Origin of the sequence: Citrobacter sp. Res13-Sevr-PEB04-36, assembly GCF_015672735.1 — a bacterium.
GTDB lineage: Bacteria > Pseudomonadota > Gammaproteobacteria > Enterobacterales > Enterobacteriaceae > Citrobacter.
The window spans coordinates 80284-106616 of sequence record NZ_JADABY010000069.1 but is presented as its reverse complement, the minus strand read 5'-3'; the positions used below and the strand labels follow the sequence as shown (position 1 = coordinate 106616).

At 51.5% G+C, this 26333-nt stretch carries 22 protein-coding genes; 12 read left to right on the top strand and 10 right to left on the bottom strand.

Annotation, left to right across the window (positions count from 1 at the left end; all coding sequences use genetic code 11):
- Positions 1–68: 68 nt before the first annotated feature.
- The gene (gene yieE, locus IMQ48_RS20300; protein ID WP_196210420.1) at positions 69–935 is read right to left on the bottom strand and encodes a DNA-binding transcriptional regulator YeiE; all 867 of its coding nucleotides are present in this window, start codon (positions 933–935) and stop codon (positions 69–71) included.
- Between the two features lie 131 nt (positions 936–1066).
- Here yieE and IMQ48_RS20295 point away from each other — a divergent pair, with 131 nt between their 5' ends.
- Together IMQ48_RS20295 and nfo are read left to right on the top strand one after the other, a co-directional pair.
- Complete coding sequence (locus IMQ48_RS20295) at positions 1067–2116, top strand: YeiH family protein (RefSeq protein ID WP_196210419.1); 1050 nt, start codon at positions 1067–1069, stop codon at positions 2114–2116.
- A 142-nt stretch (positions 2117–2258) separates the two neighbouring features.
- A complete protein-coding gene (nfo, locus tag IMQ48_RS20290) occupies positions 2259–3116 on the top strand; it encodes a deoxyribonuclease IV (RefSeq protein ID WP_196210418.1) in 858 nt (285 codons plus the stop codon).
- 32 nt (positions 3117–3148) lie between these two features.
- On the opposite strand, the gene hypT is transcribed toward nfo, so the two are convergent.
- Positions 3149–4060, bottom strand: coding sequence for a hypochlorite stress DNA-binding transcriptional regulator HypT (gene hypT, locus IMQ48_RS20285; protein WP_196210417.1), 912 nt, complete (start codon positions 4058–4060; stop codon positions 3149–3151).
- 352 nt (positions 4061–4412) lie between these two features.
- Here hypT and IMQ48_RS20280 point away from each other — a divergent pair, with 352 nt between their 5' ends.
- Positions 4413–5132: an amino acid racemase gene (locus tag IMQ48_RS20280; protein ID WP_196210416.1), complete on the top strand. Its 720-nt coding sequence runs from the start codon at positions 4413–4415 to the stop codon at positions 5130–5132.
- Positions 5133–5209: 77 nt separating this feature from the next.
- Complete coding sequence (locus IMQ48_RS20275; protein WP_196210415.1) at positions 5210–6508, top strand: anaerobic C4-dicarboxylate transporter; 1299 nt, start codon at positions 5210–5212, stop codon at positions 6506–6508.
- A gap of 74 nt (positions 6509–6582) precedes the next feature.
- Here the strand turns inward: IMQ48_RS20275 and fruA are convergent, their stop codons facing one another.
- The 3 genes from fruA to fruB are packed head-to-tail and all read right to left on the bottom strand — an operon-like array spanning position 6583 to position 10356.
- On the bottom strand, positions 6583–8271 hold the full coding sequence (fruA, locus tag IMQ48_RS20270; RefSeq protein WP_196210414.1) for a PTS fructose transporter subunit IIBC: 1689 nt from the start codon (positions 8269–8271) through the stop codon (positions 6583–6585).
- Between the two features lie 16 nt (positions 8272–8287).
- Complete coding sequence (gene fruK, locus IMQ48_RS20265) at positions 8288–9226, bottom strand: 1-phosphofructokinase (protein WP_196210413.1); 939 nt, start codon at positions 9224–9226, stop codon at positions 8288–8290.
- A complete protein-coding gene (gene fruB, locus IMQ48_RS20260; RefSeq protein WP_196210412.1) occupies positions 9226–10356 on the bottom strand; it encodes a fused PTS fructose transporter subunit IIA/HPr protein in 1131 nt (376 codons plus the stop codon). The genes fruK and fruB overlap by 1 nt, the downstream gene beginning before the upstream one ends.
- A gap of 368 nt (positions 10357–10724) precedes the next feature.
- Here fruB and setB point away from each other — a divergent pair, with 368 nt between their 5' ends.
- Positions 10725–11906 carry a sugar efflux transporter SetB gene (gene setB, locus IMQ48_RS20255; RefSeq protein WP_117343457.1) on the top strand — a complete coding sequence of 394 codons (1182 nt, stop codon included), beginning with the start codon at positions 10725–10727 and terminating at the stop codon, positions 11904–11906.
- Here setB and IMQ48_RS20250 read toward each other — a convergent pair.
- Positions 11903–12157 carry a YkgJ family cysteine cluster protein gene (locus IMQ48_RS20250; RefSeq protein WP_196210411.1) on the bottom strand — a complete coding sequence of 85 codons (255 nt, stop codon included), beginning with the start codon at positions 12155–12157 and terminating at the stop codon, positions 11903–11905. The genes setB and IMQ48_RS20250 overlap by 4 nt on opposite strands.
- Positions 12158–12314: 157 nt before the next feature.
- Between IMQ48_RS20250 and yeiP the strand changes: the two genes are divergently transcribed.
- Positions 12315–12887: an elongation factor P-like protein YeiP gene (gene yeiP / locus IMQ48_RS20245; protein ID WP_096756467.1), complete on the top strand. Its 573-nt coding sequence runs from the start codon at positions 12315–12317 to the stop codon at positions 12885–12887.
- A gap of 55 nt (positions 12888–12942) precedes the next feature.
- On the opposite strand, the gene torD is transcribed toward yeiP, so the two are convergent.
- The 3 genes from torD to torC are packed head-to-tail and all read right to left on the bottom strand — an operon-like array spanning position 12943 to position 17206.
- Entirely contained in the window at positions 12943–13575 is a 633-nt protein-coding gene (gene torD / locus IMQ48_RS20240; protein ID WP_196210410.1) for a molecular chaperone TorD, read from the bottom strand.
- Positions 13565–16063 (bottom strand): trimethylamine-N-oxide reductase TorA, encoded by a 2499-nt coding sequence (torA, locus tag IMQ48_RS20235; protein ID WP_196210409.1) that lies wholly within the window; start codon positions 16061–16063, stop codon positions 13565–13567. The genes torD and torA overlap by 11 nt, the downstream gene beginning before the upstream one ends.
- Before the next feature lie 15 nt (positions 16064–16078).
- Entirely contained in the window at positions 16079–17206 is a 1128-nt protein-coding gene (gene torC, locus IMQ48_RS20230; RefSeq protein ID WP_196210408.1) for a pentaheme c-type cytochrome TorC, read from the bottom strand.
- Positions 17207–17372: 166 nt separating this feature from the next.
- On the opposite strand from torC, the gene IMQ48_RS20225 reads away from it, so the two are divergent.
- Positions 17373–18845: a PLP-dependent aminotransferase family protein gene (locus IMQ48_RS20225; protein WP_196210407.1), complete on the top strand. Its 1473-nt coding sequence runs from the start codon at positions 17373–17375 to the stop codon at positions 18843–18845.
- Positions 18846–18891: 46 nt separating this feature from the next.
- Here the strand turns inward: IMQ48_RS20225 and uxuA are convergent, their stop codons facing one another.
- On the bottom strand, positions 18892–20082 hold the full coding sequence (uxuA, locus tag IMQ48_RS20220; RefSeq protein ID WP_196210406.1) for a mannonate dehydratase: 1191 nt from the start codon (positions 20080–20082) through the stop codon (positions 18892–18894).
- Between the two features lie 202 nt (positions 20083–20284).
- On the opposite strand from uxuA, the gene IMQ48_RS20215 reads away from it, so the two are divergent.
- The 5 genes from IMQ48_RS20215 to IMQ48_RS20195 all read left to right on the top strand — a co-directional run bounded on the left by IMQ48_RS20215 (position 20285) and on the right by IMQ48_RS20195 (position 26332).
- Positions 20285–21751 carry a mannitol dehydrogenase family protein gene (locus IMQ48_RS20215; RefSeq protein WP_196210405.1) on the top strand — a complete coding sequence of 489 codons (1467 nt, stop codon included), beginning with the start codon at positions 20285–20287 and terminating at the stop codon, positions 21749–21751.
- A gap of 119 nt (positions 21752–21870) precedes the next feature.
- The gene (locus tag IMQ48_RS20210; protein WP_196210404.1) at positions 21871–22857 is read left to right on the top strand and encodes a GTP-binding protein; all 987 of its coding nucleotides are present in this window, start codon (positions 21871–21873) and stop codon (positions 22855–22857) included.
- 33 nt (positions 22858–22890) lie between these two features.
- Positions 22891–23604, top strand: a complete 714-nt coding sequence (locus IMQ48_RS20205; protein ID WP_196210403.1) for a phosphatase PAP2 family protein — start codon at positions 22891–22893, stop codon at positions 23602–23604.
- 413 nt (positions 23605–24017) lie between these two features.
- Entirely contained in the window at positions 24018–24587 is a 570-nt protein-coding gene (mepS, locus tag IMQ48_RS20200) for a bifunctional murein DD-endopeptidase/murein LD-carboxypeptidase (protein WP_096756458.1), read from the top strand.
- Between the two features lie 182 nt (positions 24588–24769).
- Positions 24770–26332 carry a cyclic di-GMP phosphodiesterase gene (locus IMQ48_RS20195; RefSeq protein WP_196210402.1) on the top strand — a complete coding sequence of 521 codons (1563 nt, stop codon included), beginning with the start codon at positions 24770–24772 and terminating at the stop codon, positions 26330–26332.
- Position 26333: the final 1 nt, after the last annotated feature.

Here is a 26333-nt window from a genome sequence, read left to right as displayed (position 1 = left end):
ACCGGCCGCGGATTATAAGTAAAGCAGAAAATAGCCGGCATGTTGCCTGACAAAACATCGCTACCTTACTACTGGTCGCTGTAGCGCAAAAAGCGCAGCAGCGCATTGGAGAGGTGTTTTTGACGGTGATGGACGCGCCATAGGGTGCGAACTAAACGCGGTAACGGTACAGGCACTTCGCTCAGCGTTCCAGCCTGTAGCTGCTCCTCTATCACCCGACGTGACAGACAGCTAATCCCTAAGCCATGGCGTACAGCATGTTTAATGGCCTCGGAGTTGCCCAACTCCATGGCCATCTGAAATCGCGGCAAATGAGACAACAGCAGATAATCCACCAGCTCACGCGTACCGGACCCGCGCTCGCGCAGGATCCACGGTGATGCCGCCAGTTGCTCCAGCGTAACGGGGCCTTTTACTAACGGCGAAGTCGGTGCGGCAAACACGACCAGCTCATCCTCCAGCCAAGGCTCAGAGATGATTTCCGTACTGTGGCACGGCCCTTCTATCAGCCCAATGTCGACCCGGAAATCCAGTACGGCATTAATCACGTCCAGGCTATTACCCACACTCAGTTCCAGCGGCAGATCGGGAAAATCCTGCCGATAGCGGGCAATTAAGGCAGGTAAAATGTAATTGCCAATGGTGCTACTGGCATAGACGCGAATCGCCCCATTGTCTTCACGAAAAAGCTGTTCAATTTCAGCCGTTTGCTCAAGCAGCGCCAACGCACGAGGATACAGCAAACGCCCGTGCTCATTGACCACCAAACGTTTGCCCACACGGTCGAACAGTTGCACGCCAAGCTGCCCTTCCAAATCGGTCAGCGCCGCACTCACCGCTGATTGCGACAATGACAACATGACAGAAGCCTGGGTCGTCGAGCCACTTTTCAGTACTTCAGCAAACACTTCAAGTTGTCGCAGGGTGATATGCATGGTCGTTTTCCTCCGGATGGCCCGTGTTTACCACTTATTCAGATTAATTATAAATATATAATCAATTTTATTTTTAAACCACTTCACCTTACTATTTTCTCCAAGAAATCATTCCATTTACAGGAGGGGTTATGACTGAACTCGCCCTACAGAATCATCGACGTACAGTGTGGCATTTTATTCCGGGGCTTGCCCTGAGTGCAGTAATTACCGGAGCCGCGTTATGGGGTGGTTCCATCCCCGCCGTCGCGGGTGCCGGGTTCAGCGCCCTGACCTTAGCCATTTTACTGGGGATGGTTCTCGGCAACACTGTCTATCCGCATATCTGGAAAAGCTGTGACGGCGGCGTACTTTTTGCCAAACAACATTTGTTGCGCCTGGGGATCATCCTCTACGGCTTTCGCCTCACCTTCGCGCAAATTGCTGATGTTGGCGTCAGTGGGATTGTGATCGATGCGTTGACGCTGACCAGCACCTTTATGCTTGCCTGCTTCCTCGGCCAGAAAGTGTTTGGCCTGGACAAACACACCAGTTGGCTGATTGGCGCCGGGAGCAGCATTTGTGGTGCTGCGGCGGTTCTGGCGACCGAGCCGGTAGTGAAAGCAGAGGCCAGTAAAGTGACGGTCGCTGTCGCCACCGTGGTTATCTTCGGTACCATTGCCATCTTCCTGTACCCGGCGATGTATCCGTGGCTTTCGCACTGGTTTAGCCCTGAAACTTACGGGATTTACATTGGGTCAACCATGCATGAAGTTGCGCAGGTTGTCGCTGCCGGACATGCCATTAACCCGGATGCAGAAAATGCAGCCGTTATTGCTAAGATGCTGCGCGTTATGATGCTGGCTCCGTTCCTCATCCTGCTGGCGGCACGAGTGAAACAACTTTCTCCGGCTAACGGTGGCGAAAAGAGCAAAATCACCATTCCGTGGTTTGCCATCCTGTTCATTGTGGTGGCGATTTTTAACTCGTTCCACCTGCTGCCGCAGTCTGTGGTGAACATGCTGGTCACCCTGGATACCGTGCTGCTGGCAATGGCGATGGCCGCACTTGGGCTGACCACTCACGTCAGCGCCCTGAAAAAGGCCGGTGCCAAACCCTTACTGATGGCGCTGGTGCTGTTTGCCTGGCTGATTGTCGGTGGTGGTGCAATCAACGTTTTGATTCACAGCGTGATGGCATAATCAAACACGACTAACCCCTGTTGACCCGCTATACTCTCCCCTTTTGAGTGTGGCGGGTTTTCCCGTCATATTTCAAGTTGCAGGCGCTGCTCAAAACGTATTGCGTTTTGTCCTGCAACTCGAACTATTTGGGGAATCAATTATGAAATATATTGGAGCGCACGTAAGCGCCGCTGGCGGTCTGGCTAACGCCGCTATTCGCGCTGCAGAAATCGAAGCGACCGCATTCGCCTTGTTCACCAAAAATCAACGTCAGTGGCGCGCCGCACCGCTAACTACCGAAATCATTGATGATTTCAAGTCAGCCTGCGAGAAGTATCACTTTACCTCTGCGCAAATTCTTCCTCACGACAGCTATCTGATTAACCTCGGCCACCCAGTCAGCGACGCGCTGGAAAAATCACGCGATGCCTTTATTGATGAAATGCAGCGTTGCGAGCTGCTGGGGTTATCCCTGCTTAACTTTCATCCGGGCAGCCATTTAATGCAGATCCCGGAAGACGAATGCCTGTCGCGCATTGCCGAGTCCATCAACATTGCCCTCGCGCAGACCCAGGGCGTAACCGCCGTTATTGAAAACACCGCCGGTCAGGGCAGCAATCTTGGCTTTAAGTTTGAGCATCTGGCCGCCATTATCGATGGTGTAGAAGATAAATCCCGCGTGGGCGTCTGCATTGATACCTGTCACGCCTTCGCCGCCGGATACGATCTGCGAAGCGCCGCCGAGTGTGAAAAGACCTTTGCCGAATTTGAACGTATTGTCGGCTTTAACTATTTACGAGGGATGCACCTGAACGATGCCAAAAGCACGTTTGGTAGCCGCGTTGACCGCCATCACAGCTTAGGTGAAGGCAATATCGGTCACGACGCCTTCCGCTGGATTATGCAGGATGACCGTTTTGACGGCATTCCGCTGGTGCTGGAAACCATCAATCCGGATATCTGGGCGGAAGAAATAGCCTGGCTGAAAGCGCAGCAAACAGAAAAAGCGGTGGCATAATCACGCCTGCGCGCCGGAGATACCGGCGCGCGTCAAGCGAGTGAAATCAGGTCTTCTGGCATACGATTATATAAAATCCGCCAAAAATGCTCAGCAGTTTTATTCAGTCGGGTATCCATTCGGTAAATATAGGCTTGAATTGGCACCATCAACGCCGGCGTAGCCAAACAAACCAGGCGCTTAGCGCGCAGTTCATTAACGATTGACCATGCGGGCAACCACGCAATACCGTGCCCATCAAGCGCCATATTTTTCAGTAATTCACTCATCGAAGACATAAATAACGTACGTGCCGCAATACCACCGACGTCCGCCAGATGCCGATTTACCAGTCGTCCCATATAAGAGGCACTGGTGTAGTTAAGCAACGGCACTTGTGGCTGGTAGATATCGAATAAAGGATTCCCCTGCGCATCTGCAGCACAAACAGGATATAGCTCAGACTCAAACACTTTCAGACCACAGAAAGGCGACTGCATCAAGTCTTCGTCACGAAATGAGATAATAAAATCACTTTTCCCTTCTCGCAGCGTATTAACCGCCTGCACAACATCAATCGCTTCAACATGATAAACAAATTCTTCGCCGTAGGCTGCCATCGCATGCACTAATCTGGGTAACATGGTGAGTGACAGAGAATGTGCTGCGGCTATTTTTATATTAGGAACACCAAGCAGGTTATGACCGCTTAATTCATCCAGATTGCATTCAAGCTGTTGTAGCAGGCTTCGGGTTTGTGAATGGAACAGTTTCCCTTCTTCCGTCAACTGTAGCGGCGACGTTGTACGATCGAATAACATAACGCCCACAGCTGACTCTAGCGCCTTGATCCGCCGACTAAATGCAGGTTGGGATATATTGCGCTCCTCGGCGGCCTGGGAAAAATGTCGGCAGGCTTCCAGCGTCAGGAAATCATATAACCATTTTGTCTCAATATTTTTCATTTCTGTCACGCCGATGGTTAAAAACGTTGATTACCATAAAACATCATGCCTGAAATTTTATGCTAATAGCATTGACTCTTAGCAATTAACGATTCATTTTTTGCATGATACCTTCGTTTTTGACATTAACGTTTTGATCTTTTCTTCACGGCGTTGCTGTTCATTTCTCACCAGATACGACACATGCCGCTGTTAGCTGATTTTCCGTGTATACAAAAACAACCGCACCTATGCACGTTTTGCATCAGCACAAACATTATTGCATTTCTCTTCAGTGTTATCAGCTGTTAAAAAGTAACGCAAGAAATAACACTCTCGCAGATATTAATAACAGTCAATCGAGGTAAAAGTCGTGAAAGGTTTAATTGGCGTACTTGGCGGTATGGGGCCTGCTGCAACCGTTGATCTCTTTAATAAGTTTGTCACATTTACAACCGCACAGCGCGATCAGGAACATATCCCATTAATTATTTCATCTATTCCTGATATTCCTGATCGAACTGACGCGTTAATGCATCATGGTAATTCCCCGCTCCCGGCAATGCGCGATTATATGCATAAACTTGAAGATGCAGGCGCCGAGTGTATTGTGATCCCCTGTAATACCGCCCACTTTTGGTTTAATGAATTAAAAGAGTGCTGTCACACAGAGCTGCTCAGCATCGTTGAAACCACAATAAATGAGGTCAAGAACTGCAAAAAAAACCGTATCGGACTACTGGCAACTAATGCCACGCTCTACATGGGTCTTTATCAAAAAGGTATTGAGTCGCTTGGCTTATCCTGTATTAGCCCTGATCCCGAGGGGCAGGAAAAAGTCATGCAAAGTATTTATTGCTTAAAAGCAGGTGACATTAAACGTGCTCAAACACTGATGAATGAACAGGCTGAAAACCTCTTCTCACGTGGCGCCGAAGTCATTGTTCTGGGTTGCACCGAAGTCCCCGTCATTCTTGCTGATGCAGTCAAACAGTTTCCTGAAAAATATATTGATTCAACGGGTTCATTAGTTCGCGCTGGAATTAAATGGTATGAAAAAAGAGTAGGCAAAGATCATCTCCTGGCACAATAAAAATCAAGTTCTAATTTAATAGTCACATTAAATAAACACTCACCTTTAATGACAATAATTGTCTGGCGGAGGCCACCATGATTTGGCTGGAAATTATCGTAGTATTGGGCGCAATATTCTTTGGTATCCGTCTCGGCGGAATTGGCATCGGCTTATGCGGTGGTCTGGGATTGGCCATTCTAACACTGGGGTTTGGTCTCCCCATCGGCTCCCCACCCGTGGACGTCATTCTTATTATTATGACGGTTGTCGTGGCCGCATCTGCACTACAAGCTGCAGGGGGTATGGATTATCTGGTACGCATTGCCGGGAATTTTATGCGGCGTAACCCTAAGTATATCAATATCATCGCGCCGATAATCACCTGGTCGATGACCATTATGGCGGGAACTGGATTTATTGTTTTTTCTACCCTACCGGTCATTGCTGAAGTCGCCAAAGAGTCCGGTATCCGCCCCTCTCGCACACTCGCAGGTTCCGTTGTGGCATCCCAGGTAGCAATATCCGGTTCACCAATCAGTGCAGCTATGGCCGCTATGCTTACTATCATGGAAGGAAACGGTGTTAGCTTTGTTCAGGTCATGGCGGTATGTCTGCCAGCCTCATTCGTTGCCGCCATGGTTGCCGCATTTATCGCTTCACGCCAGGGGTGTGAGCTTCAGGATGATGAAGTGTATCTGGAACGTCTGCAAAAAGGTCTGGTCCGTAAATATGAGGGACAGAACAATACGACGCCCGGTGCCGTGCTCTCAGTCGCTCTGTTTATGCTGGCAACAGTGGTGATAGTGCTTCTTGCCGCCTGTCCCCAACTCCGCCCCGGATTCGATATCGGTAGCCCAATGAATACGCGGGATATCATAATTATCTGCATGCTATCTGCCGCCTGTCTGATGGTGGTGTTTTGCAAAACTTCCACAGATTCAATTGTGCTGACATCCACTTTTCGTGCGGGTATGAGTTCGCTGGCGGTGATCCTCGGGATTGTGACGTTAGGCACAACCTTCATTGATGCGCACCTGGCGGAAATTAAAGATATCGCGGGTGATATTTTGCGGGCCTATCCTATGCTGCTGGCTCTGGTGCTGTTCGGTACCTGCGCACTCCTCTATTCACAGGGGGCAACCACGCCGCTGATTATCCCACTTGCCGTAGCCCTCGGCATGCCGACATGGGCAATTCTGGCCTCCTATGTGGCAGTAACCGGTGTATTTGTCCTGCCGACTTATCCCACTTCGCTGGCGGCAATGGAGTTCGATACCACGGGGACAACGCGCGTCGGCAAGTATGTCTTAAATCATCCATTTATGTTGCCCGGATTAGGCGGCATCATTGCTGGCGTTGCCTTTGGCTTTATCATTGCACCAATGATTGCCTGAGAAGCTTAATAAGCAATGGAAATGTGCAGATCAAAAAAGGGCAGAGAAATCTCTGCCCTTTTTACCGCGTTTAATTATGCCACTTTAGCAACCACATCCTCTTCTGGACGTTTCAGGAAGGCATAAGACAGACCCGCTACCAGCGTACCGGCAATAATAGCCAGCAGATATCCCACCACCGGTGTAATCGCGCCGGGGATCAGCAGTACGAACAAACCGCCATGTGGTGCCATCAGCTTAGCGCCCACCGCCATTGAGATTGCGCCGGTCAGCGCACCACCGACGATGCAGCATGGCAACACACGCATCGGATCGCGGGCAGCGAATGGGATAGCCCCTTCAGTGATGAAGCACAGGCCCAGCACCAGCGCAGCTTTACCGCCTTCCTGCTGTGCTTTGTCGAACTTACGACGCGCTACAAGCGTAGCCAGACCCAGCGCCAGCGGAGGCACCATACCCGCCGCCATGATAGCAGCCATCGGCGCATAGGTTTGCGTACTGAGCAGCCCCACACCGAAAGCATATGCCGCTTTGTTAACCGGCCCACCCATATCGGTACACATCATGCCGCCAAGAATCGCCCCCAGCAGTACCGCATTCGCGGTTCCCATGGTTTGCAACCAGTGGGTCAGACCTTCCAGAATGCCGGCCACCGGTTTACCAATCAGGTAGATCATCGCCAGGCCAACCACCAGGCTTGAGAGCAGCGGAATGATCAGGATCGGTTTCAGCGCTTCCATACTTTGTGGGAGCTTCAGCCTGGTGCTGATGAGTTTCGCCACATAACCGGCAAGGAAACCGGCGATAATCCCACCAATAAAGCCAGAACCGGTACTCACCGCCAGCATACCGCCGATAAGCCCCGGTGTCAGACCTGGACGGTCAGCGATGGAAAATGCAATGTAACCGGCCAGTACCGGCACCATCAGCGCAAAAGCTGAACCGCCGCCAATTTGCATCAACGCCGCAGCCAGTGTGCCCGGCTCTTCAAACGCCTTAATACCAAAGGCAAAAGACAGTGCAATACACAGACCACCGGCAACTACCATCGGCAGCATGTAAGATACGCCGGTCAGCAGGTGACGGTACGCGCCCACACTCTCTTTCTTACCTTCGGTTGCTCCGGACTGACCTTTTCCTGCAGGCTGGTACGGCGTCGCTTCGTCTACGGCTTTATCCAGTTCCTGCCTGGTTTTCTTCAGCGCCAGACCGGTGGAGGTGCGGTACATCGGTTTTCCAGCAAATTTCGCCAGATCAACTTCGATGTCAGCAGCTACAATCACCAGATCGGCCTGCGCGACCTCTTCCGGGGTAATGGCATTGCCCGCGCCTACTGAACCGCGGGTTTCAACCTTCACCCACCAGCCGCGTTTTTTAGCTTCAGTTTCAATGGCTTCAGCCGCCATAAACGTATGCGCCACGCCGGTCGGACAGGCCGTCACTGCCACCACGCGTTTTGGACCACTGCTTGCCACAGGCGCTGCCGCAACCGGTGCGCTGTAGGGTTTTGCATGACCTTTCGCTTCGCTAAGGAATAGCTCAGGATGGGCCACCGCACGGGAGATGTCCCCCAGCCAGACTTTTTTTCCATTCAGCGCACTGTCGTTAGGGAGGGTTTCACCCAGGACAATCGCCATCTCTGCATCATTCGGATTATCGATAATATCCAGATGCGCTTTTTGCGCCGCCGCTCCAAGCAGGGTTTTCGCCATGTAAGCACGAGCCTGGCCGAGATTAGCGTCAATAATCAGCAGCGTTTTCATTATGCCTCTCCTGCTGTCAGTTAAACGGTTTTAAGTCGACGCGCGCCATCATTGCGGCCAACTGAGGACGATCGGTAATACCCACATTGCTTTGGCTTACCGCCAGAGCGGCAACAGCAGTTGCCAGACGCAGTGTATGTTCGCTGGACTCGCGCATCAGCAGGCCATAAATCAGACCGCCAACCATCGAATCCCCTGCGCCTACGGTGCTGACCACCTCAACTGACGGTGGTTTTGCAATCCATTCGCCAGAAGCGTTTACCCACAGCGCGCCTTCCGCGCCGAGTGAAATCACCACATGAGCAATGCCTTGCTCACGCAGCGCATGTGCCGCTTCAATCACATCTTTCATTTCTGGCAGCTTACGGCCCGCCCAGATTTCCAGTTCACGACGGTTTGGTTTCACCAGCCACGGAGCTGCTTTCAGCCCTGCCACCAGGGCTTCACGACTACTATCAAAGATAATGCATGGACACTGACTGCGCAGGCGCGTCATCCAGTCGGTGAAGGCTTCCGGGCTCACGCCGGCCGGCAGGCTGCCGCTGACGCATACCATGTCGAACTGACCCAGCCAGCTCAGGGAATCATTCACAAAGCGTTCCCAGTCGGCTGGGGTGACATCAAAACCGGAGAAATTGAAGTCGGTGACTTCGCCGTCTTTTTCCGTTAGCTTGACGTTAATACGGGTACGCCCCTGCACCACCTGAAAACGGTTGGCGATACCCAGCTCGCTGAACAACTGCTGAAAACCATCCTGGTTGTCTTTACCCAGAAAACCACCTACCGTGACGTCGATACCCAGGTCCTTCAGCACCTTGGCAACGTTGATGCCTTTGCCCGCGGCATGCAGGCCGGTCGTTTTCACCAGGTTCACTTCACCGCGTTCTATTTCCGGGCAAAAGCCGACCAAATCGTAGGCCGGGTTCAGGGTGATGGTTGCCACACGTCTGCTCATTATGCTCCCTCCCCAAGACCGGCTGCGATAGCATCACCAATCGCTTTCAGCGCTTGTTCAGCATCTTCACCCTGTGCGGTAAAGCGCAGGTGGTGTCCTTTCTTCACGCCCAGCGCTACAACTTTCATCAGACTGCGTCCATTTGCCGGTTTCCCGGTTCCATCAAGATTTGTCACGGTAATTTCACTGTTAAATTGTTTAATGGTATTCACCAGCATGGTGCCCGGACGGGCGTGTAAACCATGCTCATTGCGCACGACAAACTCTGCGCTCAGTACATCATCAGTTAATGCTTCATCACTGGTCAGCAGCGCCAGTACGGTAGCAGCATCAGCTTTCAGCAAGCGGTCAGCTTTATTCTCGAGCAGCAAATCACTAAGGCGCTTGAGCACCGCCACGGGCTGATCGTCATTCATCGCGACGGTGACTAATAACGCTACCGATTCCCCCTGAACCTCAAACGCATTTGCCGCACGGCTGAGGGCAATAGCGCTACGCAGATTGCCTTGTGCACAATCATTCAGCCAAATCCCCTGGCCGAGATTCAGCGGTTGCTCATTGATAGCTCGGGCAACAAAGTTGGCATCAACCGCGCCAGCTTCTTTCAAACGCGCGGCGTTCAGCGCCTGCAGCGTGACCAGCGAACCGGCGACCACGTCCAGCGACAGCGTGTCGTTGTCGAGCTTCAGCTGTTCGCTCTGCTTTTCACCCATCAGCAACGCGCGCAGTTCTTCTGCGGTCGTGGCTGATTTCAGCTGTTCAGCCACCGAATCATCGCTGAGTACGTGTGTCAGCTGACGCAGCAACCCCAGGTGTTCGTCGGAGCTAGCGGCAATACCAATAGCCACATACGCAACCTGGTCTTCACCCCAGGTAATACCTTGTGGAAACTGGAACACCTGCACCCCGGTTTTCAACACCTGGTCACGGGTGTCCGTGGTACCGTGAGGAATGGCAATACCGTTGCCGAGGAAGGTTGACGTTTGCTGCTCGCGCGCCAGCATGCCGTTGACGTAGCCTTCCGCAACGTTGCCTGCCTGCACTAACGCAGCCGCAACCAGGCGAATGGCCTCTTCTTTGTTTCCGGCCTGTTCGCCCGGGTGAATATCCTGAACAGATAACTGGAACATGGTTCTCCTCTCCTGCTGAATTGAAACGATTCAGCTAACATGAGAAAAAAGGCGCCACCCGACTCCATCAGTTAAGGCAAGATGACGCTGAAACGTTTCAAGAAGTTTTGCTCTTTCTGCTTCAGCACGCAAGCAAAGTTATCAACTTGCTTGCTGAATTTAGATGTGCCGCACATTTTTTCTGCTATGCGTCCAAAAATGCTGACGGCAAAACGACGTTAGCTTCACAGCTTCAGCATCATCAGCAGACGATTTTCGTGGACTGAAATACTATTTTGATTTTTCATGCCGATTTTGATTTCACGCTCTGTTTATTTTCTGACGGGCGGCGTAAACTCCGCGTCTCTTCACATCACTGATATTGAAACATGCATAACACCCCGGTAGCCGCCTCCCCTAAGTCGTTTGATTTAACGTCTTCGGCGTTCCTGCTTGTCGCTTTTCTTACGGGTATTGCCGGCGCATTGCAGACCCCTACGCTCAGCCTTTTTCTGACTGATGAAGTTCATGCCCGTCCGGGAATGGTCGGTTTCTTTTTTACCGGCAGCGCCGTCATCGGCATTCTGGTAAGCCAGTTTTTAGCTGGCCGTTCCGATAAGAAAGGCGATCGCAAAAATCTGATCGTTTTTTGCTGCGTTCTGGGGATGCTGGCCTGTGTGCTGTTTGCCTGGAACCGTAACTATTTTATTTTGCTGTTTGTCGGCGTCTTCCTCAGTAGCTTTGGATCAACCGCTAACCCGCAAATGTTTGCCCTCGCCCGCGAGCATGCTGACCGCACGGGCCGCGAAGCTGTTATGTTCAGCTCCATTTTACGTGCTCAGGTTTCGCTGGCGTGGGTTATTGGTCCGCCGTTAGCTTACGCGCTGGCCATGGGTTTCAGCTTTACGGTGATGTACCTGAGCGCCGCCGTCGCGTTTATCGTCTGCGGCGTCATGGTTTGGTTGTTCTTACCGTCAATGAACAAAAATGCATCTCTCGCCACGGGTGCGGTGGAGGCCCCGCGTCGTAACCGGCGCGATACGCTGCTGCTGTTTGCTATCTGTACATTAATGTGGGGCACCAACAGCCTGTATATCATTAATATGCCATTGTTTATCATCAACGAACTGCATCTGCCGGAAAAACTCGCAGGCATTATGATGGGCACCGCAGCCGGGTTGGAAATACCGACGATGCTCATCGCCGGATACTTTGCTAAACGTCTGGGCAAACGTCTGTTGATGCGGATCGCCGTGGTCGCCGGATTCTTCTTTTATGCCGGGATGCTGCTGGCACATTCACCGGTTATTCTGCTCAGCTTACAGCTGCTGAACGCCATTTACATCGGTATTCTCGGCGGTATTGGCATGCTCTATTTCCAGGACTTGATGCCAGGACAGGCGGGTTCTGCAACCACCCTTTACACCAACACCATCCGTGTGGGCTGGATTATTGCCGGATCGCTTGCCGGTATCGCCGCTGAAATCTGGAACTACCATGCGGTGTTCTGGTTTGCGCTGGTGATGATTATCGCCACGGTCTTTTGCCTGGCGCGGATCAAAGACGTTTAAGGTGCAGTGAGCGCTTCAAGCTCAATCAGATACATCATGCCCTGGCGCGTTGTCTGGCCACACATTTCTGCGCTGGGCTGTAAGCCTGCACACACTTTTGGACGCAGTGCGGAACCAAAAATTTTACAGCGCAGGGATTCATCAAGCTGCACACATGGTGTATTGGCGGGCTTGCCCTCAGGCATGCCGGGGATAGGACTGGAAATAGAAGGTGCAGTGCAACATGCACCACAATCCGGACGGCATTCCATACAGTATTCTCTTTAAGGTAAACCCGCGGATTGTGTAGGTAGCGAACAGTACCACCTTTTTTGCACCCGCAAAAGCATGAATTCCGCTTGCCTGAATGACCCGGCGCGAGTAGTTTGACGCGATATTTTAGACACTCCTCACTACAGGATTTTTTCGATGCCAAGAGCGAACGAAATTAAAAAAGGTATGGTACTTAACTACAACGGCAAGCTGCTGATTGTAAAAGATATTGATATTCAATCACCGAGCGCACGTGGTGCAGCCACGCTGTACAAAATGCGTTTTTCTGATGTCCGTACAGGCCTCAAGGTCGAAGAGCGCTTCAAAGGCGACGATATCGTGGATACCGTCACCCTGAGCCGTCGTGGCGTTGATTTCTCCTACGTTGATGGCAACGAATACGTCTTTATGGATAAAGAAGACTATACCCCGTATACCTTCACCAAAGACCAGATCGAAGAAGAGCTGCTGTTCATTCCGGAAGGCGGAATGCCGGACATGCAGGTGCTGACCTGGGATGGCCAACTGCTGGCGCTTGAACTGCCGCAGACCGTAGACCTTGAGATCGTTGAAACCTCACCTGGCATTAAAGGTGCGTCAGCCAGTGCACGTAACAAGCCAGCCACTCTGACCACCGGCCTGGTGATCCTGGTTCCTGAGTATCTGAGTGCCGGTGAAAAAATCCGCATTCATATCGAAGAACGCCGTTATATGGGGCGTGCAGACTAACGTTTCTGCTGAGAGACAGACTAAAAGGGACAGCATGTGCTGTCCCTTTGTTATTTCAGCGCTGACTGCTGAGGTAGAAATCATCCATCAATAATGATTCCAGGTACTGCTCATCCTCACGCATAAAACTCACTATCACGTTGACTGCCTGAGGGTAAAATCCCCCTTCGTCACGATGTAAACAGCTCTCCCGTAATAGCGGTGCCCAACACATAATGTGATGATGCAAAAAGTAATATTGCGCAGCGACCTTCTCCTCTTTATCCACCATCCTCGCCATTAATGCCAACTGAACCGCGATATGATCGGAGGGTTCATTTTCCCGCGCAGCCAGCCCCTGCTCAACCAACAGCACATTCATTTGCCGCCGTTCTTCAGGTGCCGTCGTATGCGGATAATGCCCAGCATAGGGAGAAACCCCGCCCGGAGGTGCCAGCAAAAACAGCGAAGCAAAATCAGCCGCCAGCTCCAGTTGTCGGTATTCACGCCGCAGCACCCTCGCCAGACTACGCTCTAATTTTTTGACATCAGCAGCCAGCCCAGGGATCCCCGCCAGTGAGGTAATCCAATCCCGGCTCTCCCCGTTCTCAAGAAGGGCTAATTGCTTCTCGTCCAACTCACGAAACAGCAGTTGCGAAAACCACTGATACACCGCTGCTCGCTGCTGATGAATGTGATTATGCGGCACTGACCCCCTCCTCTTTGACTGTCTCAGGTCCACCGAATGCCGTCACCTGCGGGGCCTTTTGCTGGTAGCGTTCAACGTCTACCAGCACGGTATGTGCGGAAGGGCCTTGCGCCAGCTGCGATGTACCAATATCCGCACTCAGGACATTCGGATCGCCATAGGTACATAGCGTCCCGGCTTTCCCGCCTTCCTGCGGGGAATACCAAGCCCCTTCATGAATTCGGATCACGCCCGCAGGGAAATCGGCGCTAATTACCACGCCTGCCAGCACCTGACCACGGGCGTTGAACACGCGGGCGATATCTCCGGCCTTTAAACCGCGTGCGGTTGCATCTTGCTCGCTGATATAAAGCGGTTCTCTGCCAGCCACCGCGTAGGTATTACGAAACGCATCGCTTGAGCACAGTTGTGAGTGCAGACGTTTATCCGGGTGACAGGATTGCAGATGCAGTGGATATTTATCTGTCTTGCCCTGATGACTGCGTTCAAACGGCTCCATCCACACCGGGTGTCCTGGACAATCTTCATACTGAAAACCGGCGATGGTTTTACTGTAGATTTCAATGAGCCCCGACGGAGTCCCTAACGGGTTAAGATCGGGCTGGTCGCGAAACTCGCCGTGGCGCACCCACGGCTGCCCCGCCGGATATTCAATATATCCGTCCCCTTTCCAGAAGGTATCAAAGTCCGGTAAGGTGACGTCGAGCGACGCGCCCATCTTCACGCCTTCGTCATAAAGCGCTTGTATCCACTGCATTTCATCACGGTTTTCACGATATACCGCTTCTTTATCAAAACGTTTACACAGACCGGCAAACACGTCGAAGTCGTGACGTGCTTCATATTGCGGTTTGACTACCTGATGCAGCGCCATCAGCCCTTTATTCGAATGGGTACCAAACTGCTCAATATCGTTACGCTCAAAACGCGTAGTGACGGGCAGCACAATATCGGCAAAACGACAGGATGCGGTCCATTGGTGATCCAACACCACCACCGTCTCCAGCTTCTTCCATGCCTCAATCATGCGGTTGCGATCCTGCTGAGCGTGGAACGGGTTGGCCGCGCTGTAGATTGCCATTTTGATATCAGGCCAGGTTAGCGTTTCACCATTGAAGGCAATTTTCTTACCCGGTTCAAGCAAGCAGTCGACGATGCGTGAGGTGGGAATATGCGCCGATACACCGCGAAAATCTGCTTTATACTTCGCCTCAGGTGGATTGTTAATGCTCCCGAGCCCCGATAACACAGGACCGGCCGACGTCACCGTACCGCCGCCATTGTAGTGCCAGCCAAATCCTACGCCGCCGCCCGGTAAACCAATTTGCCCAACCATGCTGGCCAGCACCACCAGCATCCAGGGGTACTGCTCACCATGGTGCATACGCTGTACGCACCAGCCGCCCATAAACTGCGTGCGGCCTTTCACCAGCAGGCGGGCGAAGTCACGGATCTGTTCTGCGCTCAGGCCACATATTTGGGCTGCCCACTCGGCATTTTTCGGCTGCTTGTCTGTCTCCCCTGTCAGGTACGGCAAAAACTGCTCGAAGCCGACGGTGTAGTCGTTAATAAACGCCGTGTCGTACAGTTTTTCTTCATACAGAGTATGTGCTAGCGCCAACAGCAAGGCGACATCGGTTTGTGGTCGTAGCGGCAGTTGTTCAGCACCAAGAAAGTTCTGCGATTTACTGCGCACCGGATCAACGCTAATGACGCGCATTTTGCCCTGTGCGACTGCCTCTTTAATCTGCTGCCAGTAGCCAAACGCTTCATGATCGGGCACCAGAAATTCGATCTGCAAATTCTTAATCGGATCGCAGCCCCACAGTACAATGGTATTGGTATTCTCAATCACTAGCGGGAGCGAGGTTTGCTGCTCATAGACTTCCAGCGAGCCAATCACATGCGGCAAGATAACCTGTGCAGCGGCAGCCGAGTAGTCGCCTACAGTGGTGACATAGCTCCCGTGCAGGCCGAGTCCCCTGTCCATTGCGCCGCCCGCTTTATGGTATTTGCCCACCATTTGCCAGTCGGCCAGCCCGGTAAATACGCCGGAAGAGCCGTAGGTTTTTTGCACCCGCTCCAGTTCTTCATAAAACAGATCCAACGCCTGATCCCAACTGACCCGTACAAAACGGTTATCTCCTCGCTGGCTGCGGTCTGATTTTTCACGTTTACGTAGCCAGTCCAGTCGAACCATCGGGTAGCGGACCCGCGAAGGGTTATAGACCACTTCGCGCACCGCATTGAGCATATCACACGGGTATTTGTCGTGTTTAAAGGGGCGGGTTTCGGTCCACTCGCCGTTAACCACTTTGGCTTCAAAGGCGCCAAAATGCGACCCGGACTGGATCCACTGCTCAGGGTTTTCTCCTGCCGCCCATACTTTTGATATCAGCGGATTGGGTGCCAGCACACTGGCAGCACCTACCGCCATCATACCGGTCAGGAAACGGCGGCGAGACGGATTAAAGTCATGAATATCCATACATTATCCTCTTTATTATTTGGAGTCAGATACATCGCTGGCGTGCGTCTGGAGATATTTCAACAACGTGCGTTCTTCCACAGGATTAAGTCGGTAATAGGCCGACATCGCTTTTAGTCCAGCAATCCAGCCATTGGCGGTATAACGGGTAGTAGGCGGTGTGCTGTGGCAGGCACTACAAGTGGATTGCAGCATCTGATCCGAGTATTCCCACACCGGTGCAATACTCGTGATAAACCCCTGACTGGAAGACCATGCGGTCAGGCTCACCTGCTGCCACTCCTGGTGAGAATCGGGATCAACCTGGGTTTGCAGGATTTTTACATTTGCCATTAAGGAGTCATCGAGAACGGCAGAGAAAACGCGTTTACCCATAAATTGAGTGATCACCCGCCCACGGCCTTTGCTTTCACGCCAGCCCGTCACTTCCAGCTGGACATTGCTGCCCTCTTTTTTCAGCACCCTGACCTCGGTTGCCGGAAACAGCAGCGCTTTACCGACGGGGCTCCCAGCCGTCGCCGTCAGAGCTTTCTCGTTTAACGAAAACAGCGTGGTCGCCTCAGATGGCGTCTCTCCCTGATGTTGTAGTTGCTTAAACCGGTCGCGATAGCCGCTGCTCATATCAGGCTTGTGATGGGCAATACCTTTGTGGCAGTCAATACAGTTACTGTCCTTCGCCGCCGCCGCGGTCATTTGTGCCGCCGCATTCGTAGATTGCTTACCGTGATCCATCGCCTCATAGCTGTGGCAGGATTTACAGGCTGCTGAATTATTGGCGCTCATTCGCGCCCACTCCCGTTGGGCAAGTTCTGCCCGCTTTGCAGTAAACTTTTCGGGAGTATCGATCGACGGTGAAATGAACGTATGGTAGAGGTCGTTTAAGGCTTCCGTTTTGCGGATAAGCGTCGGGACGATACCCGGTGGAATATGGCAATCCTTGCACTCGGCGCGCACACCGGAGGCATTGCGAAAATGTATGCTGGTCTTATATTCCTCCCCCGCTGTACGCATCGAATGGCACGACAAACAAAACTCGGTGCTGCTGGTGTAATGCACACCTTGCCACGTTCCCCAAATGGCAAAAGCCATTGCAACGGCGCCACCGAATGCGCACCACAGTGCGCTCTTTCTTATCCACGACATACTTGCCTCCATTATTTTAATAGCGACACGCTAAGGGATATTAAAAAAGGAGAATAGAGACAGCAGCAGCAGAGTATAGGAACAGCGTTCACTCTATGAGGCGAGTCAAAATAGTTAAAAACAGAAGCTCGTAATATGTCGCTATCGTTTTAATAAGGAATTTCTCATGCTGAAACTGTTTCTCAACAGAGAAAGCCGTACCCCACTGCAATTGCAGATCTTTCAATTTTATTTCCAGGCTATTCAGCAGGGTGATTTGCTGTGTGGGGACAAACTTCCCTCTATTCGCGAGCAGTCGCAGGTGTTGAATGTGGCTAAAATCACGGTCGTGATGGCATATGAAAAGCTGATGGCGGCAGGGTTTATCAAGAGCCGACAGGGTATCGGCTATGAAGTCATATTCACCACGCCGGTACGCATGCCCCCGGCACACTTACCCGAAGCGCTGGGTTCTCCTCCGGTAAAACCTGAGCCTGCCGGTGTTTCCACCGATGTCTATGGCGAGATGGGACGAGATTTTTATTGTCGGATGGGCGTCCCCGATCCCAACGCCTTCCCCTGGTCAAGTTGGCGAAAGTGGAATAACGCCCCCAGCGTATTTAAAGAACAATTATTTACCCGATATCATTCACCAAATGGATTATTTTCATTGCGTGAGCAAATGGTCAGATACCTTAATTTATCCCGTGGGATTAATACCCGAGCTGAGAACATCATCATTACCAACGGAATTCAGGAAGGGTTATCGCTGCTCAGCCAGATATTTATTATTCATCATGCGGCATGTCAGGAAAAAAAATGTCATGTTGTGACCGAAGCCCCTTGTTATTCTGGCGCGTGGCATCTTTTTAATTATTATGGTGCCGACATTACCCCAATCGCTGTGGATAACCAGGGCCTGTGTACGGATAAATTACCCGAATATGCAACTCAGCTTTGTTACGTGACACCCGCACATCAATATCCAATGGGAAGTGTGCTTTCACTGGATCGGCGTCTGTCATTGCTGACGTGGGCGCAGCGTGTCGGGGCTTACATTATCGAAGATGATTATGATGCCGTTTTTACTTATGGCGAGAATCCCCTTCCCGCGCTGAAAGCCATGGATTATCACGACCGGGTTATCTATATGGGGACATTCTCAAAAACACTGGGGCCGGGGGCGCGTCTTGGCTATCTCATTTGCCCGGATGAACTGCTCCCGGCAGTGCAGAATATGAAAGCGTTAAACAACAACGGCAGTCAGTGGTTATTGCAGCAGTTTCTCGCTGAATTAATGCAGAATCAGATCTTTTATACCCACCTCGGCAAACTGGCCTGCAGTTACGCGGCGCGTCTCGTACTTTTGCGGGACGGCCTTTCCGCGTTGTTCCCCGACGGCAAAATCGACGGTGCAACGGCAGGCCTGCACCTGTCTTTACGCATTGATCGCGCGCCTGATGTCATCGCCACGCTGCAACAGCGCTGTCTACAGGCTGGTGTTCGCTTTGATACGCTACAGGATATTGAGAACGGTTCAGAAGAAATCTGGCGTAAGGAGAACAGCGACGCGGTGATGTTTTTCGGTTTTGGCGGGTTACAGTTACCGCAGATCAATAGAGTGCTGAGAGTGCTGGAGCAGGCGTTAATTCAGCCCTGATGGCTGAACAGGGATCGAGCCGCTCGCCCAATCCCTGTTTACGCCATTACAGCAAATCGCGGAACTGCGTTTGTTTCAGCGCCAGCTCAACACCACGAACTTCAGCCAGCCCTTTCAAACGACCAATTGCGGAGTAACCCGGGTTGGTTTTCTTGTGCAGATCGTCAAGCATCTGATGCCCATGATCCGGACGCATCGGGATAGGACGCAGATCGCCCGCCCTCTTACGACGCTGTTCTTCACGCAGGATCGCCGCCACCACCGAGACCATGTCCACATCGCCCTGCAGGTGGGCGCCTTCATGGAAGGTTTTCGGGTTATCTTCACGGCACGTTGAACGTAAATGCGTAAAATGAATACGATCGCCAAAGGTTTCAATCATTTTCACCAGATCGTTATCCGCACGCACGCCGTATGAACCGGTACACATAGTGAAGCCGTTATAAATGCTGTCTACCGTTTCTTTCAGCCACTGCATATCTTCAATAGTGGAAACGATACGCGGCAAGCCGAGGATCGGGCGCGGTGGATCGTCAGGATGCACAGCCAGACGTACGCCGACTTCTTCAGCTACCGGCACAATCGCGTGCAGGAATACGGCCATATTGTTACGCAGATCATCTTTACTGATACCGTCATATTCCGCCAGGCGCGCACGAAACTTGTCCAGCGTATAACCTTCTTCTGCACCCGGCAGACCGGCGATAATATTACGGGTCAGCTTCTCTACGTCGGCTTCGCTCATAGCATTGAAATAGTCCAGCGCCTGACGCTGTTCTTCTGCAGTGTAATCCGCCTTCGCGCCGGGGCGCTGCAGGATGTGCAGCTCGAAGGCCGCAAAGGCAATTTGATCAAAACGCAGCGCCTTAGAGCCGTCCGGGAGCTGATATTCGAGGTCAGTGCGCGTCCAGTCGAGGATCGGCATGAAGTTATAGCACACGGTATCAATACCGCAGGTCGCCAGATTGCGCAGACTTTGCTGATAATTGGCGATCCACGTTTGATACTGTCCGGACTGGGTTTTGATGTCTTCGTGAACAGGAATACTTTCCACCACCGACCAGGTCAGCCCCTTTTCAGCCAGAATAGCCTGGCGTTTTTGAATCTCATCAACAGGCCACACTTCACCGTTGGGAATGTGGTGCAAGGCGGTCACAACACCGGTTGCGCCAGCCTGACGCACATCATCAAGCGATACCGGATCGTTCGGTCCGTACCAACGCCAGGTTTGTTCCATTGCTTCACCTCACAAGTTGTTATACCAAATTAGATTGCCTTCATGGCGACTACCATACAGGCATCCGCTGGACGATCAACAAAACGCCGATGATTGATTGATCAAGCTCACATTCCCCGGATAAATGAGGCACACCAATTTAACTTGTTGTCATATAACTTTATACTGCCATTGTTAATTAATGGTTAATCAGGTGTATTTAATGAAGACTATTGCCTCGGCTTCACTCCCAAAAAACGTACAGATACCGCAGTACGATCGCCAAAAGTTAAAATCTCGAATCGTGCATTTTGGTTTCGGTGCTTTTCACCGCGCGCATCAAGCATTATTAACCGATCGGGTGCTCAATATGCAGGGAGGAGACTGGGGGATTTGTGAGATCAGTCTGTTCAGCGGCGATCGGCTAATGCGCCAGCTTCGCGAGCAGGATCACCTGTATACCGTGTTAGAAAAAGGCGCTGACGGTAATCAACCGGTTGTGGTCGGTGCCGTTAATGAGTGCCTGAACGCCACGCTGGATTCGCTGGCAGCCATTATTGAAAAATTCTGTGAACCGCAAGTGGCGATTGTGTCGTTAACCATCACGGAAAAAGGCTACTGCATTGATCCGTCCACAGGGTCACTTGATCTCACCAATCCGCGCATCGTTCATGATTTGCAATCACCAGATGAACCACACTCAGCACCGGGCATTATTGTCGAAGCCCTGCATCGCCGACGTGAACGCGGGTTGCCGCCGTTTACCGTACTCTCGTGTGATAACATTCCTGACAACGGTCATGTGGTGAAAAACGCGATTCTGGGCATGGCACAAAAACGTTCGCCCGAGCTGGCGGAGTGGATACAAGAGCAGGTCAGTTTTCCGGGCACCATGGTCGACAGAATTGTCCCTGCCGCGACTGAAGAGTCACTGGAAGAAATAGCTCAAGAGCTGGGCGTAAGCGACCCTTGTAGCATCAGCTGCGAGCCGTTTATCCAGTGGGTAATTGAAGACAATTTTGTCGCCGGTCGCCCACAGTGGGAAACCGCGGGTGTCCAGATGGTCGATGACGTGCTGCCGTGGGAACAGATGAAACTGCGAATGCTGAACGGCAGTCACTCGTTTCTGGCCTACCTTGGCTATCTGGCCGGGTTTCAACACATCAGCGATTGCATGCAGGACAGCGCCTTTCGTGAGGCGGCTTACCGCCTGATGATGGCGGAGCAAGCCCCCACGCTGTGTATCACTGACGTCGATGTAAACCAGTATGCCGAAAGCCTGTTGGAACGTTTTGCCAATCCCGCGCTGAAGCATAAGACCTGGCAGATCGCGATGGACGGCAGCCAAAAATTACCTCAGCGCATGCTGGAAGGGATCCGCGTGCATTTATCGCAGCAAACGGCCTGGCCTCTGCTGGCGCTCGGCATTGCGGGATGGATGCGCTACGTGAGCGGCGTCGATGACGCAGGCGCAGCCATTGATGTACGCGATCCGATGAGTGATAAGATCCGCGCGCTTGTCGCGCACAGTACGCAATCAGAGCGCGTTACCGCACTGCTTTCCCTGCGCGAGATTTTTGCCCCCGACCTGGTGCAGAATCCGCAATTCGTCGAGGCCATCGAGCAGGCCTGGCAGAATATTGCGCAATTCGGCGCGCATCAGGCCGTCATACAGATGTTAAAAAATTAACAATTTCTGCCATTAAACAGGACGAAGCGTACCTTCGTCCTCTCTGCCCTTCTCTTTTTGTCCTTTTTTCGCCAGGATTGATAAACGCTATAAAGGCATTTTATGATTCTGGAGCAAACGTGACCAAAACCAACCTCATCACCGGTTTTCTCGGCAGTGGCAAAACCACCTCTATTCTTCATTTGCTCGCCAACAAAGACCCTGCAGAAAAGTGGGCCGTGCTGGTCAATGAGTTCGGTGAAGTGGGTATTGACGGCGCCCTACTGGCAGACAGCGGCGCATTGCTAAAGGAGATCCCTGGTGGCTGTATGTGTTGTGTTAACGGTTTGCCAATGCAGGTGGGCCTTAACACGCTACTACGCCAGGGCAAACCGGATCGGTTACTGATCGAACCTACCGGTCTCGGACATCCCAAACAGATTCTGGATTTGCTCACCGCGCCGGTGTACGAACCGTGGATCGATCTGCGCGCCACGCTCTGTATTCTTGACCCTCGTCTACTGCTGGATGAAAAAAGCGTAGCCAATGAGAATTTCCGCGATCAGCTGGCCGCCGCCGACGTTATCGTCGCCAATAAAGTCGATCGTGCCACAACAGAAAGTGAACATGCCCTGCAGACCTGGTGGCAACACTACGGCGGTAACCGCCAGTTGGTTCATGCCGATCACGGACACATTGACGGGCAGTTACTGGATTTACCGCGGATAAATGTGGCAGCGCTGCCCGCAAGTGCGGAACACGCCCATCAGCATGCTGACAAAAAAGGGCTGGCGGCACTAAGTCTACCGACGCAGCAGCGTTGGCGTCGCAGCCTGAACAGCGGTCAGGGGCATCAGGCCTGCGGCTGGATTTTCGATGCGGACACCGTGTTCGATACCATCGGCCTGCTGGAATGGTCGCGTCTCGCGCCGGTTGGTCGCGTAAAAGGCATCATGCGGATTAAAGAGGGATTAGTGCGTATCAATCGTCAGGGCGATGACTGGCACATAGAAACCCAAAATGTCGCGCCACCGGACAGCCGTATTGAACTTATCTCAGACACCGAGACTGACTGGAACGCGTTACAGGGTGCATTGTTGAAGCTTCGTTTAGACGCTAACGCGTAAGGTTGCCTGCGATTTTGGCAATGGTGAACGACAATGAAAACCCGATACCCTTTTATTCTCCTGCTTAATATCGCAGGTCTGGCGCTGTTTCTGTCATGGTATATTCCAGCCGGACATGGTTTCTGGTATTCAATTGATTTTGGCGTTTTCCATTTCTTCAACCAGAAACTGGTGGAGAGCCCGCTGTTCCTGTGGGTCGTGGCGATAACTAACAACCGGGCGTTCGACGGTTGTTCGCTGCTGGCGATGGGTGCCCTGATGCTGAGCTTTTGGCGCAAAGAAACCCCACAAGGTCGCCGTCGTATCATTGCGATTGGCCTGGTTATGCTGCTCACGGCAGTGGTATTAAATCAGCTAGGCCAGGCGCTTATTCCAGTTAAACGCGCCAGCCCGACGTTGATGCTGGATAATATTCATCGTGTCAGCGAGCTGCTGCATATTCCGACCAAAGATGCGTCAAAAGACAGCTTCCCGGGCGATCACGGCATGATGTTGCTTATTTTTTCCGCATTTATGCTGCGTTATTTCGGAAAAGTCGCAGGATTAATCGGCCTTATTATCGCTGTGGTTTTTGCCTTCCCGCGCGTAATGATTGGCGCTCACTGGCTTACCGATATCGTGGTGGGTTCAATGACCGTGGTATTGATTGGCCTGCCCTGGTGGCTAATGACGCCATTAAGCGACCGACTGGTCACTCTGTTTACGAATTATCTCCCTGGTAAAAACAAACATTTTTTAAACAAATAACGCAGAGTAATTAACATCATCAGGAATACTTCTGGTTCCCTGATGATGTTTGTCGGTGAGCTATCATTAAAACTGTCATTCCCCTGTCATCTTATTCATGTTTAAAATGAATGAATTGCATGTTTTTCAGCCTTTTTGTTCTTAATTTAGCCAATGCCGTTTATTCACTTTCTGTATCAATTTTTCTTATAAGAAATCACATAAAATCACTCGCAATGACTGTAGCGATCGGGTAACCTCGAACTCGTTTTGCCTCGCGGGATAATTATTCTCTTTACGAATAAATTTGTGCGTTCTGCCACAGATTTGACCATAAAGAATTGTCTCATCGTGCGTGGGTAATTAGTCTCGTCACGTTTGGCATTTTTTATAACGATATTTATCGTTAAGGACTTCAAGGGAAAACAAACAACATGGTCAAATCTCAACCGATTTTGAGATATATCTTGCGGGGCATACCCGCGATAGCAGTTGCGGTTCTGCTTTCTGCATGTAGCACAACGAACACCGCCAAGAATATGCATTCTGAGACGCATGCTGTGGGCAATGGAGATAACTCTTCACTGCAAGCCTCTCAGGATGAATTTGAAAGTATGGTACGTAATATCGATGTTAAATCTCGAATTATGGATCAATACGCTGACTGGAAAGGCGTGCGTTACCGCCTTGGCGGCAGCACCAAGAAAGGAATTGATTGTTCAAGCTTTGTACAGCGTACATTTCGTGAACAGTTTGGTTTAGAGCTTCCTCGCTCAACCTACGAACAACAGGAAACGGGTAAATCCGTTTCGCGCACCAATCTGCGCACCGGCGATCTGGTTCTGTTCCGTGCGGGCTCTACGGGCCGTCACGTCGGTATTTATATCGGTAACAACCAGTTTGTACATGCCTCGACCAGCAGCGGCGTTGTCATTTCCAGCATGAACGAGCCTTACTGGAAAAAGCGTTACAACGAAGCCCGTCGGGTCCTGAGCCGCAGTTAATTCGTTTGGCAGCTATCCCTTGGCTATCCTGATGAGACTTATCAAAAGCACTGCTTAGGCGGTGCTTTTTGCTTTGTGCCTGTATGACAGAAAAATCTCACTATACGAGTCAATCCAGGCTATAGTCTTACAAATTAAGCGGTTTAATAATAAGCGGTTACTTCAGGTAAACATAAAAAACCATGTTCAAACGTGCCTCTTCTTCTGGTCGGAAAATCCTGATCACCTGTATTTTGACGGGGCTCATTGTCGCTGTACTCGTCAGTACCCTGCAATTTTTCGTCTCCTGGCACAAACAAGAAGTGAAGTACGACACGTTACTTTCCGATATCCAGAGTTACATCAAAAGTTACTTCTCAGAACTTAAAACCACGACAGATGAACTTCAACCTCTGGTCACAGACAGTTGCCAGCAGGTTGCCACAAAACTGACGTCCAGCGCGGCCTTTAGCCTGAATGTGCGGGCTTTTTTACTGGTAAGAGACAACATCGCATTCTGCTCTTCCGCAACCGGCCCCATGAACACCCCTATTCAGGTACTGATACCGTCAATTAATATCCACCGCGATATTGATGTAGCCCTACTTCCTGGTACGCCTATGGTGCCTGATAAGCCGGCGATAATGATTTGGTATCGTCATCCAGGACTTGCTAACAGCGGTATATTTACCTCACTGAATATCAATCTGGCGCCTTATCTACTCTATACCGCCCGGCAGGATGATTTTGACGGTATTGCTATCATCTTTGGCAAAACGGCCATTTCGACATTCTCAGCTCACCTGATGCCCGTATCTGACCTTCCGGATGCCTCCTCTGCACGACAGGCAACGATAGAAGGTCTGCCGGTAACCATTCGACTGTACGCAGAAGACTGGACTTATACTGATATCGGGTATGCCATCATGCTGGGATGTATGGCCGGAATTATTGCTGCCCTACTGCTCTGGTACTACATCTACAACATCCGTTTGCGACCCGGGAAAGATATTCAGACCGCCATCAAGCGCAATCAGTTTTATGTGGTCTACCAACCGGTCGTGGAGACGCAAACGCTAGAGGTAAAAGGTGTAGAGGTCTTATTACGCTGGCGTCATCCGACAACGGGCGAGATCCCGCCAGATGCCTTTATTCACTATGCTGAATCACAGCAAATGATTGTGCCACTGACGCAGCATCTCTTTAAGCTGGTGGCCCGTGATGCCCCTACCCTGCTGAAGGTACTACCCGAAAGCGCAAAGTTGGGGATCAACATCGCCCCCTCGCATCTGCATGGTGAGAGCTTCAAAGCAGATATTCAGGATCTGAGCACCGCGTTACCCGCAAACTATTTTCAGGTAGTGCTGGAAATCACCGAACGAGATATGCTCGATCAGCGTGAGGCAACCAAATTATTTGAATGGCTACATTCTGCCGGATTCGAAATTGCCATTGATGATTTTGGTACTGGCCATAGCGCACTTATCTATCTGGAGCGCTTTACCGTCGATTACCTGAAAATCGATCGCGGGTTTATCAATGCCATTGGTACAGAGACGCTAACGTCACCGGTACTGGATGCCGTGTTGACACTCTCCAGACGCCTTAATATGCTGACAGTTGCTGAAGGGGTCGAAACGCTGGAGCAGGCCCGATGGCTACGCGATCGCGGGGTGCATTTTTTCCAGGGATACTGGATCAGTCGCCCGTTAAAGCTTGCTGATTTTGTACGCTGGATGGCGAAGCCAGATATGCCAAAGTGGTGAT